Source organism: Salinicola sp. RZ23 (genome assembly GCF_003206675.1).
Classification (GTDB): domain Bacteria; phylum Pseudomonadota; class Gammaproteobacteria; order Pseudomonadales; family Halomonadaceae; genus Salinicola; species Salinicola endophyticus.
This window is the reverse complement of sequence record NZ_PZJK01000005.1, coordinates 38,576-51,035: the sequence shown is the minus strand read 5'-3', so window position 1 is coordinate 51,035 and position 12,460 is coordinate 38,576. Positions and strand designations below refer to the sequence as shown.

At 66.1% G+C, this 12,460-nt stretch carries 10 protein-coding genes; all 10 read right to left on the bottom strand.

Annotation, left to right across the window (positions count from 1 at the left end; translation table 11 throughout):
- Positions 1-59 precede the first annotated feature (59 nt).
- Positions 60-1,502, bottom strand: a complete 1,443-nt coding sequence (gene sufB, locus DOM67_RS04055; protein ID WP_110674397.1) for a Fe-S cluster assembly protein SufB — start codon at positions 1,500-1,502, stop codon at positions 60-62.
- 105 nt (positions 1,503-1,607) lie between these two features.
- Positions 1,608-2,081, bottom strand: a complete 474-nt coding sequence (locus tag DOM67_RS04050; RefSeq protein ID WP_035470671.1) for an SUF system Fe-S cluster assembly regulator — start codon at positions 2,079-2,081, stop codon at positions 1,608-1,610.
- Between the two features lie 484 nt (positions 2,082-2,565).
- Positions 2,566-3,858, bottom strand: coding sequence for an adenylosuccinate synthase (locus DOM67_RS04045; protein WP_110674396.1), 1,293 nt, complete (start codon positions 3,856-3,858; stop codon positions 2,566-2,568).
- Between the two features lie 55 nt (positions 3,859-3,913).
- Entirely contained in the window at positions 3,914-5,095 is a 1,182-nt protein-coding gene (locus DOM67_RS04040; protein WP_110674395.1) for an ATP phosphoribosyltransferase regulatory subunit, read from the bottom strand.
- Between the two features lie 223 nt (positions 5,096-5,318).
- The gene (hflC, locus tag DOM67_RS04035) at positions 5,319-6,278 is read right to left on the bottom strand and encodes a protease modulator HflC (RefSeq protein ID WP_110674394.1); all 960 of its coding nucleotides are present in this window, start codon (positions 6,276-6,278) and stop codon (positions 5,319-5,321) included.
- Complete coding sequence (gene hflK, locus DOM67_RS04030) at positions 6,278-7,525, bottom strand: FtsH protease activity modulator HflK (protein ID WP_110674393.1); 1,248 nt, start codon at positions 7,523-7,525, stop codon at positions 6,278-6,280. Before hflK ends, hflC begins: the two co-directional genes overlap by 1 nt.
- Positions 7,526-7,699: 174 nt before the next feature.
- Entirely contained in the window at positions 7,700-9,022 is a 1,323-nt protein-coding gene (gene hflX, locus DOM67_RS04025) for a ribosome rescue GTPase HflX (RefSeq protein WP_110674392.1), read from the bottom strand.
- A 14-nt stretch (positions 9,023-9,036) separates the two neighbouring features.
- Positions 9,037-9,288, bottom strand: coding sequence for an RNA chaperone Hfq (gene hfq / locus DOM67_RS04020; RefSeq protein ID WP_035469968.1), 252 nt, complete (start codon positions 9,286-9,288; stop codon positions 9,037-9,039).
- Positions 9,289-9,447: 159 nt separating this feature from the next.
- On the bottom strand, positions 9,448-10,389 hold the full coding sequence (gene miaA / locus DOM67_RS04015) for a tRNA (adenosine(37)-N6)-dimethylallyltransferase MiaA (protein WP_110674391.1): 942 nt from the start codon (positions 10,387-10,389) through the stop codon (positions 9,448-9,450).
- Between the two features lie 22 nt (positions 10,390-10,411).
- The gene (gene mutL / locus DOM67_RS04010; RefSeq protein WP_110674390.1) at positions 10,412-12,442 is read right to left on the bottom strand and encodes a DNA mismatch repair endonuclease MutL; all 2,031 of its coding nucleotides are present in this window, start codon (positions 12,440-12,442) and stop codon (positions 10,412-10,414) included.
- Positions 12,443-12,460 lie beyond the last annotated feature (18 nt).

Below are 12,460 nucleotides of genomic sequence, written 5' to 3'. Positions count from 1 at the left end.
GATGAGCGCCGCCGCGCGGCCGCTCGATGATGACGATAAACGGCTCGGATGATGCGGTCTCAGCCGACCGACCCCTCGAGGGTCACGTTGAGCAGTGCCTCGGCCTCGACGGCGAACTCCATCGGCAGCTCCTGGAAGACGTCCTTGCAGAAGCCGTTGACGATCATGCTGACGGCGTCCTCTTCGTCGATTCCGCGGGCGCGACAGTAGAACAGCTGATCGTCGGCGATCTTGGAGGTGGTCGCCTCGTGCTCGACGGTGGCGCTGGAGTTGCCGATCTCCTGATACGGGAAGGTGTGCGCACCACACTGGTCACCGATCAGCAGCGAGTCGCACTGGGTATAGTTGCGCGCCCCCTTGGCCCGCGGGCCGATCTTGACCAGACCGCGGTAGGCCTGATCGCTGCGCCCGGCGGCGATGCCCTTGGCCACGATGGTCGAGCGCGTGCCCTCGCCGATATGGATCATCTTGGTACCGGTATCGGCCTGCTGGCGGCCGTTGGTCACCGCCACCGAGTAGAACTCGCCGATGCTCTCCTTGCCGCGCAGCATGCACGAGGGGTACTTCCAGGTGATCGCCGAACCGGTCTCGACCTGGGTCCAACTGATGCGCGAGCGGTCGCCGCGGCAGTCACCGCGCTTGGTGACGAAGTTGTAGATACCGCCCTTGCCGTCTTCATCACCGGGGTACCAGTTCTGTACCGTGGAGTACTTGATGTAGGCCTCTTCCAGCGCCACCAGCTCGACCACCGCCGCGTGCAGCTGGTTCTCGTCGCGCTGAGGCGCGGTGCAGCCCTCGAGATAGGAGACCTGAGCCTTGTTGTCACACACGATCAGGGTGCGCTCGAACTGCCCGGTATTGGCGGCGTTGATGCGGAAGTAGGTGGAGAGCTCCATCGGACAGGTCACGCCCTCGGGGACGTAGACGAAGGAGCCATCGGTGAACACCGCCGAGTTGAGCGCGGCGAAGTAGTTGTCGCTACGTGGCACCACGGTCCCCAGGTACTGGCGCACCAGCTCGGGGTATTCGCGGATCGCTTCCGAGATCGAACAGAAGATCACGCCCGCCTCAGCCAGCTTCTCCTTGAAGGTGGTGGTCACCGACACCGAGTCGAACACCGCATCCACCGCGACGCCGGCCAGGGCGGCTCGCTCGTGCAGCGGAATGCCCAGCTTTTCGTAGGTCTCGAGCAGCTTGGGATCGACCTCGTCCAGGCTCTGCGGCCGATCCTCGGGCTTCTTCGGCGCACTGAAGTAGGAGATCGCCTGGTAGTCGATCGGCGGATACTCCAGATGTGCCCACGACGGTGGCGTCATCTTCAGCCACTGACGGTAGGCCTCCAGGCGCCACTCGAGCATCCACTCGGGCTCGCCCTTCTTCTGGGAAATGAACGCGATCACGCTCTCGTCCAGGCCGGGCGGCACGGTCTCGCTCTCGATGTCGGTCACGAATCCCTGCTTGTATTCGCGACGGACCAACTGCTCCATCTCTTCGCTAGCCATGGTCTCCTCTCCTCTCTTCTCGAGAGTCTTGTCGCGCCAGCCTCTTCTCCGCGATGCGCCCCTTCCGGTCGCGACCACGGGACCCCGGGAGTCGTGCTGACTGTTCTAGCGCCGGCCCTCGGCCACGCTGGGCAGCGTGACGCTCTGGATCGGCATCAGTACGGGTAACTTGATCGGTGCTTCTTGGGCCAGATGGGCCAGGGTGACGCCGTCGAGCAGCGTGCGGATCGCCTGCGACACCCGCTGCCAATTGTCGGCGACACCGCAGGTGCCGATCAGCTCGCACTCACCGTCGACGTGACTGCACTCGGTCATGCCGATCGGCCCTTCGATTGCCGCGATGATATCGCTGGCGGCGATCTCGACGGCCGGCCGCGCCAGCACATAGCCACCGTGGGAGCCGCGCCGCGATATCAACAGCCCCTCTTTCGCCAGCATCTTGAGCGTCTTGCCCACGGTCGGGTGCGGCAGATGCAGACGCTGGGCCAGCTCGGAAGCCGTATGGGCCTCCTCGGGCGCCCGCGCGATCTGCGCCATCATCATCGCGGCGTAGTCCGTCAGCTTGGAAAGTTTCAGCATGCACCGGGCCTGCACTCGACGGCGCCTCGGGAGCGCGCCACCTTAGGTGAAACGGACTGATTCGCGACCCGCATGCCAGCTCGGTAAAGGCATTCAGGCCCGCGGAATCATATAGGACCATTTTAGTCCCCTTTGGAGAGAGTGTGAACCCTCGCCATGGGGCAAACGCCTGCGCTGCCGGGCCCGCCAGCGCAGGTCGATAGCGCTGCCGGCGATCGTCTACGCCACCTGTTTCGTTCCGGCGCCAACCCCCACCGCATGCGGCTTCCCGCCGGGCCGCGACAAGATGGCGGCAGGCCCTGAAGGCTCGGCAGCGGCACGATACCGGGGCGCCGCCCGCGGGCAACAGCCTTTGCCTATCACCCGGATTGAAAGAATTGCCGCCGGGATCGCAACCTGAGTGCCGCGGCCACGGGCAATAACACAGGCAATAAAAAGCCCGCTGCCGAAGGCAGCGGGCCGAAAGGACGGGCCGCGTCGCGACTCAGTCGAAAGGATTGCGCAGCACGATCGTCTCGTTACGGTCCGGACCGGTGGAGATGATATCGATCGGCGTCCCCACCTCCTGTTCCAGGAAGGCGATATAGGCGCGCGCATTGGCCGGCAGCTCGTCGACACGCTTGATGCCCAGGGTCGATTCGTTCCAGCCCGGCAGATCGTGATAGAGCGGCTCGATCACCTCGTAGCCCTCGGAGTCCACCGGATTGTCGATGGTCTCGCCATCCTTGCTGCGGTAGCCGACACAGACGCGAATGTTCTCGAGCCCGTCGAGCACGTCGAGCTTGGTCAGGCAGATACCCGAGACCGAGTTGATCTGCACCGCGTGACGCAGCGCCACCGCATCGAACCAGCCGCAACGGCGGGCACGGCCGGTGGTGGCACCGAACTCGTGGCCCTTCTCGGCCAGGTGACGGCCGAACTCGTCGAACAGCTCGGTCGGGAACGGACCGGAGCCGACACGGGTGGTGTAGGCCTTGGTGATCCCCAGCACGTAGTCGAGATAGAGCGGACCCACACCGGAGCCGGTGGCGGTCCCGCCGGCGGTGGTATTGGAGCTGGTCACGAACGGATAGGTACCGTGGTCGATATCCAGCAGCGAGCCCTGGGCGCCTTCGAACAGGATGTTCTCGCCCGACTTGCGGATGTCATGCACCAGGGTCACCGCATCGCACACCATCGGCCGCAGCTCCTCAGCGAACGCCATGGCCTGATCCAGCACCTCCTGGAAGTCCACCGCCGGCTCGCCGTGGTAACGGGTCAGCACGAAGTTGTGGTAATCGAGCACCTCACCCAGCTTGGAGGCGAAGCGCTCGCGATGCAGCATGTCGCCCAGGCGCAGGCCGCGGCGCGCCACCTTGTCCTCGTAGGCCGGGCCGATGCCGCGACCGGTGGTGCCGATCTTGGCCACGCCGCGGGCCTTCTCGCGGGCCTGATCGAGACGCACATGATAAGGCAGGATCAGCGGACACGCCGGTGACAGGCGCAGGCGTTCGCGCACCGGTACACCCTTGGCTTCGAGCTCCTTGATCTCGTCGATCAGCGCCTCCGGCGACAGCACCACGCCGTTACCGATCACACAGATCTTGTCATCGCGCAGGACCCCGGAAGGGATCAGGTGAAGCACGGTCTTCTGCCCGTCGATCACCAGCGTGTGACCGGCATTGTGCCCGCCCTGGAAGCGCACCACCGCCGAGGCGGACTCGGTCAGCAGGTCGACGACCTTGCCCTTGCCTTCGTCACCCCACTGCGTACCCAATACGACTACGTTCTTGCCCATTGCTCTCGTCTCTCGCTCGACTCGTTGCGACGCGTGCGTCGGAATCCCGTTCGTCTCAGCGCAGCGGCGCGATGCGCCACTCGCCCGCCTCGAACGCCAGTTGGCGGTCGCAGCGGTGAGCGCCCGGACCGGTGTGCTGCCCGGGCAGTGCCTGAATCACGCGCTCTCCCTGAGCGCGCAGGTGGTTGATGGTCTCGGTGAGCGCAGCGCTGTCATCGTCGGGCGCCCAGATGCCATTGACTGGCGGTTCGCGCTCGGCCAGCGTCGCCAGCTGCTTGAGATCCATGGAGAACCCGGTCGCCGGCCGGGCCCGGCCGAAGGCGCGACCGGTGTCATCGTAGCGCCCGCCCTTGGCCAGGGCCTGGCCGTAGCCAGGCACGTAGGCCGCGAAGACCATGCCGGTGTGATACTGATAGCCACGCAGCTCGGCCAGGTCGAAATAGATCGACACCTCGGGATGCTCGGCGGCCACACCACGATGCAGTCGTACCAGCTGCGCCAGCGCCTCGCCCACCGCTGCCGGCGCCTCGGCGAGCGCGTCGCGCGCCGCTTCCAACACCTCGGCGCCACCATGCAGCCGCGGCAGTTCGCCGAGCATGCGCGCCAGGGCCGGATCGTTGACGTGCGCCGCCACCAGCGCATCGACCCGATTGAACGCCTTGCGCTCGATGGCGTCGAACAGCGCCCGCTCCACATCGTCGTCACATGCCGCCGCCTGGGTCAGCGCGCGATAGATGGCGATATGGCTGAGCGCCAGGTGGACCTCGCCGGCGCCCGCCGCCTCGAGGCTGGAGAGCGCCAGGCGCAGCACCTCGATGTCCGCCTCGAGGCCGGCGTGGCCGAACAGTTCGACCCCCACCTGCATCGGGCTGCGTCCACCCTGGTGCTTGTCCGCCTGGGCGCGCAGCACGGTGGTGCAGTAGCACAGCCGCACCGGGCCCTGGCGCTTGAGCGAGTGAGCGTCCATCCGTGCCACCTGCGGGGTGACATCGGCGCTCGCCCCCATCATGCGTCCGGTGAGCTGGTCGGTGAGTTTGAACGTCTGCAGATCGAGATCGGTGCCGGTGCCGGTCAGCAGCGAATCGAGGAACTCGACCGGCGGCGGCATGACCAGGTCATAGCCCCAGCGGTCGTACAGGTCGAGCAGCGTCCGACGCAGCTCCTCCATACGGGTTGCCTGCGGCGGCAGAATCTCGTCCATGCCGTCTGGAAGCAGCCAGCGGTCAGCGATCGTCATGAGCCTGTCCTGCCAAGCGGTAAGTCGTGAGGATCGGGGGCGCCGGCACGCGGCGCCGCCCGACAACGTCATCTGGATGCGGCCATGTCCATACCCCGCACGCTCCTTTCAACCTGCGGTGGCATGAACCTCTCGCACAAAAAAGCCGGGCAAGACCCGGCGTTGAAAATGGTACCACGAAACGCCCGCGGGGAAATCCCGCGGGCGTGGGTTTCTCATGCGCTCACTGCGCGGCCCCCGGGTGCGGGTTCTTCAGGTAACGGAAGAACTGGCTGTTTTCGGGGCTGAGCACCAGCAGATCCTTGCCCTTGCCATCGAAACTGTCGCGGTAGGCCTGCATCGAGCGATAGAAGGCGTAGAAGTCCGGATCCTTCTGGTAGGCGCTGGCGTAGATCTTGGCCGCCTGGGCATCACCCTCACCGCGGGTGGTCTCGGACTCCTGGCGCCCGTTGGCGAGGATCTCCTGACGCTGGCGGTCGGCATCGGCACGTATCGCCTCGGCCTGCTGCGAGCCCTCGGCGCGGTAAGTGCGCGCGGCCTGTTCACGCTCGGAGTTCATGCGCTCGTAGACCGCCTGGGTCACTTCGGTGGGTAGCTCGATGCGCTTCACCCGGATATCCAGGATGTGCACGCCGAGCTCCTTTCGCATGGCCGCATCGAGCTGCTGCACCGGTTCGACCATCAGCTCTTCACGCGCACCCTCGACCGTATCCGGACCCTTGCTCTTGCCGGCCAGATCCTCCTTCTTGCTCTCGGCGGCGATGCGCTCCTGGATGATGTCGGACATCTGGGTCTGACCGAACTTGTTGCGCAGCGCCTCGTCGGTCCGCGGCGCGATCAGGTTCTCAGCGACCTGGATGTTGCCGCGGGTGGCTTCGTAGAACTGCTTCGGATCGGCGATCTTCCACTTGACGAAGGAGTCGACGATCACCGCCTTGGAGTCGGCGGTCAGGTAGCGCGTGGCGCCGGAGTCGACCGTCTGTACGCGCACGTCGAAGATGCGCACGGTATTGAACACCGGTAGCTTGAAGTGCAGCCCGGGACCGATATTGTTCTCGATCACCTCGCCGAAGCGCAGCTTGATGGCGCGCTGGGTCTCGTTGACGACATAGAAACTCGCGCTGGCGAACCACGCCAGCAGCGCCAGGACGATGACGCCGATCAGGGCACGATTGTTAAACATTAACGGCCCTCCCGCAGGCTGGAACTACGCGTGTGCTGCTGCGAGTTGCTGCTGCTGTTCATGTGATCGACCACCTCACGCGAAATCTGTTCGAGTTGCTGCATGCTCATCTTGGTCGAGTCGCTACTACCGTTGCCGCCGGCCTGCATCTGGTTGAGGGGCAGCACGGTGACCGCACTGCTGTCACCGAGATCGACCAACGCCTTGGGCGTCTGGCTCAGCACCTGGCTGATCGTCTCCAGGTAGAGACGCTCCCGGGTGACCTTCGGCGCCTGCTGATACTCGCCCAGCAACGAATTGAAGCGGTTGGCCTGACCGGTGGCATCGGCCACGGCGGCCGCTTTGTAACCCTGTGCCTCTGCGACCAGACGCTGTTTCTGCCCCTTGGCCTCGAGCACCACCGCCTGACTGTAGGCGTTGGCCCGGTTGATCGAGCGCTGGCGCTCTTCCCGCGCGCGGATGACGTCATCGAAGGCGTTCTGGACCTTATCCGGCGGTGCCGTCGACTCGACGTTGACGGTCTGCAGACGCAGGCCGGTGCCGTAGGCTTCCATGTAGGCGCTGAGACGATCGAAGACGCGCTGCCCCAGGCGATCACGCCCGGTGGTCAGGATCTGCTGCAACTTCATGTTGCCGACTTCCTGGCGCAGAGCCGAGTCCATCGCGTTCTGCAGCGTCATCTCCGGCTCTTTGACGTTGACCAGGAAGGCATGGGCATCACTGACCACGTACTGAGTGGAGACGCTGACGCGGACGATGTTCTCGTCGCTGGTGAGCATCGAGTCGGTCTGGTTGGCCGAGCGGATGCTGGTCACGTTGACGTTCTCGACCTGATCCATGATCGGCGGGTTCCAGTGAAGCCCGGGATTGAGGGTGGTGGTGTACTTGCCGAAGCGGAACACCACGCCACGCTCGGACTGGTCGATCAGGTGGAAGCCGGAACCGGCCCACACCACCGCCGCGACGATCACCACCAGCAGCGGCAGCACGAACGGATTGCGCTTGCCGCCACCGCTGTTGTCGCCACCACCGGCGCCGCCGCGCTTGCCGCGGCCGCCGAACAGACGGTTGATCTTGTCCTGAAACTTCTTCAGCGCCTCATCGAGATCCGGCGGCCCCTGATTGTTGCCGCCCCCTCGATTGTTGCCATCGCCATTGTCGCCACCATTCCCGCTCGGGCGGCGGCCCCCCCCGCCGCTCCAAGGGTCCTGCTGGTTGTTGCCACCACCTGGCTCGTTCCAAGCCATACCTAAGTCTCCACTCGATGCGATCAAAGCGTTGCGTCAGGCGTGGGGAGTACGAGCCGCCGAAGCAGTTGGCGTCGGCGCGCTGGGCATGTTCGGCCTGATGTCGAATCGTTGTCGCCCTGTGCAAATCGGGCCCGCGGGCCACGAAGCTCCCCTGCGTAATCGGTTCCCGCGTCAGACCCGTTCCCAGTCGTCGATCGGGGTCTGCTCGTGTACGGGCAAGTAGTTATCGGCGCTTTCGCCCAAGCGGGCCATCATCTGCATAAACTCCCGTCGGGGCAAGCGAATCTCGAGAATCGTCAGACCACCCTCGTCGAACGACTCCTCGCGTACCGCCTGCAGTTCATGCAGTGCTGCCCGTAGTCGACCTTGCTCCGGCGTCAGCGTCAAGCGGATGTCGAGAATGTCCTCCGCCAGCCACTCGCCGATCGCATCGCGCAGCAGCTCAAGCCCCTGGCCGTCACGTGCCGAGAGCCACACCACCTGCGGACGCCCCTGGCCGTCGCGCTCGATGCGCGGCGCGGTGTCCATCAGATCGATCTTGTTCATCACCAGCAGGCGCGGCACCGCTTCGGCATCGATCTCGGCCAGCACGCTGTCGACCTGGGCCACGTTGAGCTCGCGGTCGGGGTCGGCGGCATCGATCACATGCACCAGCAGGCTCGCCTCGGTGGCCTCCTGCAGGGTGGCCTGGAACGCCTCGACCAGCTTGTGCGGCAGGTGACGGATGAAGCCCACGGTATCGGCCAGCACCACCTCGCCCACATCGGGCACGTCGAGACGCCGCAGGGTCGGATCGAGGGTGGCGAAGAGCTGATCGGCAGCGTAGACCTCGGCCGCGGTGATGGCATTGAACAGCGTCGACTTGCCGGCGTTGGTGTAGCCCACCAGCGAGACGCTGGGCACCTCGGCCCGGGCCCGCGCACGGCGGTTCTGATCGCGCTGCTTGCGCACTTTCTCGAGGCGCTTGTGAATCGACTTGATGCGCGCGCGCAGCAGCCGGCGGTCGGTCTCGAGCTGGGTCTCACCCGGACCGCGCAGACCGATACCGCCCTTCTGCCGCTCCAGGTGGGTCCAGCCGCGCACCAGCCGGGTCGACATGTACTCGAGCTGAGCCAGTTCGACCTGCAGTTTGCCTTCGTGGGTCCGCGCGCGCTGCGCGAAGATATCCAGGATCAGCCCCGTGCGATCGAGCACACGGCAGTTGAGGCTGCGCTCGAGGTTGCGCTCCTGGGAGGGAGACAGGGCGTGGTTGAAGATGACCAGTTCGGCGTGGTGGGCTGCGAGGGCATGCTTGACCTCGTCGAGCTTGCCACTGCCGATGAAGGAACGAGGGTCGGGACGACGCCGGCTGCCCTGAATCAGGGTCGCCGGCACCGCACCAGCGGATCGCACCAGTTCCAGGAGTTCACCCGGATCTTCGCGATCCTGCTCGTCCTGAAAGTCCACATGGACCAGAATCGCCGTTTCGCCGGCGTCGGGACGTTCGAAAAACAATCACTACCTCTCGATCAATTGTCGAGCCCGGGCGCTGCATTGGGGTCCTGCGGCGGCAACCGGACGTTACGGGAGGGCACGACCGTGGAGATGGCGTGCTTGTAGACCATCTGACTCACGGTGTTGCGCAGCAGGATGACGAACTGATCGAAGGACTCGATCTGACCCTGCAGCTTGATGCCGTTGACGAGGAAGATGGAAACCGGGATGCGCTCCTTGCGCAGGATGTTCAGGTACGGGTCCTGAAGGGACTGCCCTTTGGACATGTTGCTCTCCCATAATGTGAAAACTCATCGCTTGGCGAGATGAGCCATACTGTTTTTGACTTGCTTTTCTGTTGTCGGCGACGCTGCGCTCGGTTCCGGCATCGTGGCGCGGCAGCGACCGCTGCTCGCCATCGTCGTGACGAAGCCTGCTATTTTACGCTAACTCCCATGGGCACGCACGATTTTCACGACCTGCTCGAGGGCATCGGGCGCGCTGCTGTCGACCCACTCAAGCCCGGGCCAGCGCCGCAACCAGGTCAGCTGACGCTTGGCCAGCTGGCGGGTGGCGGCCACCCCACGGGCCCGCAGGCCGTCGCGATCGTAGACGCCGTCGAGATGCTCCCACGCCTGGCGATAACCGACACTGCGCATGGCGGGCAGATCGAGGTGCAGGTCACCACGTTGTTTCAATGTAGCCACTTCCTCGATGAATCCGCCATCCAGCATCGCCTCGAATCGCGTCGCGATGCGCCGGTGAAGGTCGGCACGATCAGCGGGCGCGAGAGCAATGGACAACAGCCGCCACGGAAAGTTTGCGCGCTGCTGCCGACGCCAGTGCTCACTCAGCGCGATCCCGCTCACCCGCTGCACCTCCAGCGCCCGGATCAGGCGCTGGCGGTTGTGCGGGTGGATCGCCGCCGCGGCCTCGGGGTCGACCGCCGCCAGCTCGGCGTGCAGCGCCGCGTAGCCGTGCGACTCACCGCGCTGGCGCAGCGCCTCGCGCAGCTCAGGGTCCGCCCCTGGCATCTCGGCCACGCCCTCTATCAGACGCTTGGCGTACATCATGGTGCCGCCGACCAGCAGCGGCGTTTTGCCGCAGGCGGAGATCGACGCCATGGCGGCCAGGGCATCCTCACGAAAGTCCGCCGCCGAGTAGCGCTCGGCCGGATCGCGGATATCGATCAGCCGGTGCGGCGCGCGCGCCAGCTCCTCGACACTGGGCTTGGCGGTACCGATATCCATGCCGCGATAGATCATTGCCGAGTCGACGCTGATCAACTCGCAGCCGCAGCGCTCGTGGAGCGCGATCGCGGTATCGGTCTTGCCGGCGGCGGTGGGCCCCAGCAGCAGGATCGCCGTCGGGCGGTCATCTCGGGTCACGTGTGTTCTCTACAAGGGTGTCTCACTGGCCGCGCAAGAACAGCTTGTCCAACTGCGCCATCGACATCTCGGTCCAGGTCGGGCGTCCGTGGTTGCACTGGCCACTGCGCTCGGTGCGCTCCATGTCACGCAGCAGCGCATTCATCTCCGGCAGGGTCAGCGCGCGGTTGGCGCGCACGCTGCCGTGGCAGGCCATGGTACCGAGCAGCTGGTTGATGTGTGTCTCGAAGCGGTCGGAGCGCCCGTAGCGCTCGAGATCGCCGAGCATGTCGCGGATCAGCGGCTCGATATCGGCATCGGCGAGCAGCGCCGGCACCTGACGCACCAGCAGCGTCTCCGGCCCGGCGGCATCGAGCTCGACACCGAGCCGCGAAAACGCCTCGCGCTCGCGCTCGGCGGTCTCCGCCTCGGCCGCGCCGACCGCGATCGAGACCGGTACCAGCAGCGGCTGGGCGTCCAGTGCGCCGGCATGAATCTGCTGTTTCATGCGCTCATAGACGATGCGCTCGTGGGCGGCGTGCATGTCGACGACCACCATGCCGCGCTCGCTCTGGGCCAGGATATAGACCCCGTGCAGCTGCGCCACCGCATAGCCCAGCGGTGGCGCCTGGGTATCGTCGGGGGCGCCCAGCGTGGTGACATCCGGCGCCGGACGCTCGCGACTGGCGACCGCGGCGGCGCTGCCACCGGGCCCCTCTGCGACCGGTGTCGTCTCTACCCCGCTACCATCCGCCGCCTGGCGCGGTGTCAGCAGGGTCGACTCATGATCCGGGTGCAGGGCGTGGTAGCCGGCCATGAACTCGCGGATACGCTGGGCCGGCGGCCGCAGGGCGCCGTCCTGACGGGGGGCGTAACCGCCGCCCGCGCCGCCGCGCTCGTGCTGGCCGGAGAGTGGCATGCGCTGCTGCTGCCACGCCGACGCCGCGGTGTCATCGGCCACCGGGGCCACGCTTTCCGGACTCGGAGTCTGCACCTCCCGGTCGTCTGCACTGCCCGACGCTTGCGCGTCGCCATCGGCCGCGCCCTGATGATTGGGCCGTACCTCGGCCAACGCCCGGTGCAGACTCGAGAACAGAAAGTCGTGGACCAGACGCCCGTCGCGGAAGCGTACCTCGTGCTTGGTCGGGTGGACGTTGACGTCGACCACCCGGGGGTCGAGTTCGAGATAGAGCACGAATACCGGGTGGCGGCCATGGAACAGCACGTCGCGGTAGGCTTGGCGGATGGCGTGGGCGACCAGGCGGTCGCGCACCACGCGCCCATTGACGAAGAAGTACTGCTGATCGGCCTGGGCACGCGAGTGGGTGGGCAGCCCCACCCAGCCCCACAGGCGCAGGCCGGAGGCCTCGATATCGAGATGCAGCGACTCGTCGATGAAGCGCTTGCCCAGCAGCGCGGCGATACGTCGCTCGTGGCCACGCTGATCGTCCACCGCCGCCGGCAGCTGGTGAACCACTTTCTGGTTGTGGCGCAGCAGCCAGGTGATATCGAAGCGCGACAGCGCCAGACGCCGGAAGGCCTCCTCGACATGTCCGAACTCGGTCTTCTCGGTGCGCAGGAACTTGCGCCGCGCCGGGGTATTGAAGAACAGATCGCGCACCAGCACCGAGGTACCCCGGGGATGCGGCGCCGGAGTCACCCTCGGCGCCATCTCGCGCCCCTCGGCGACCACGCGCCAGCCGCCACTGGGGTCATCGGCGGCGTTGGAGATCAGCTCCAGTCGCGACACCGCGCTGATCGAGGCCAGCGCCTCGCCGCGGAAGCCCAGGCTGGCGACATCCTCGAGGTCGTCGAGCGAGGCGATCTTGCTGGTGGCATGGCGCGACAGCGCCAGCGGCAGATCCGTCTCGCCGATGCCGCTGCCGTCGTCGCGCACCCGGATCAGGCGCGTGCCGCCGGACTCCAGCTCGATCTCGATGCGCCGCCCACCGGCATCGATGGCGTTCTCGACGATCTCCTTGACCACCGAGGCGGGGCGCTCGACCACCTCCCCCGCCGCGATCTGGTTGGCCAGGCGTGGGTCGAGCACACGGATACGTGACGCCTCGCTCATCTCTCTGCTCTCCTCGTC

Bases quoted from the DNA above. Each gene is read 5' to 3' on its own strand.
- sufB (WP_110674397.1), bottom strand. From the start codon at position 1,502: ATGGCTAGCGAAGAGATGGAGCAGTTGGTCCGTCGCGAATACAAGCAG.
- DOM67_RS04050 (WP_035470671.1), bottom strand. From the start codon at position 2,081: ATGCTGAAACTTTCCAAGCTGACGGACTACGCCGCGATGATGATGGCG.
- DOM67_RS04045 (WP_110674396.1), bottom strand. From the start codon at position 3,858: ATGGGCAAGAACGTAGTCGTATTGGGTACGCAGTGGGGTGACGAAGGC.
- DOM67_RS04040 (WP_110674395.1), bottom strand. From the start codon at position 5,095: ATGACGATCGCTGACCGCTGGCTGCTTCCAGACGGCATGGACGAGATT.
- hflC (WP_110674394.1), bottom strand. From the start codon at position 6,278: ATGTTTAACAATCGTGCCCTGATCGGCGTCATCGTCCTGGCGCTGCTG.
- hflK (WP_110674393.1), bottom strand. From the start codon at position 7,525: ATGGCTTGGAACGAGCCAGGTGGTGGCAACAACCAGCAGGACCCTTGG.
- hfq (WP_035469968.1), bottom strand. From the start codon at position 9,288: ATGTCCAAAGGGCAGTCCCTTCAGGACCCGTACCTGAACATCCTGCGC.
- mutL (WP_110674390.1), bottom strand. From the start codon at position 12,442: ATGAGCGAGGCGTCACGTATCCGTGTGCTCGACCCACGCCTGGCCAAC.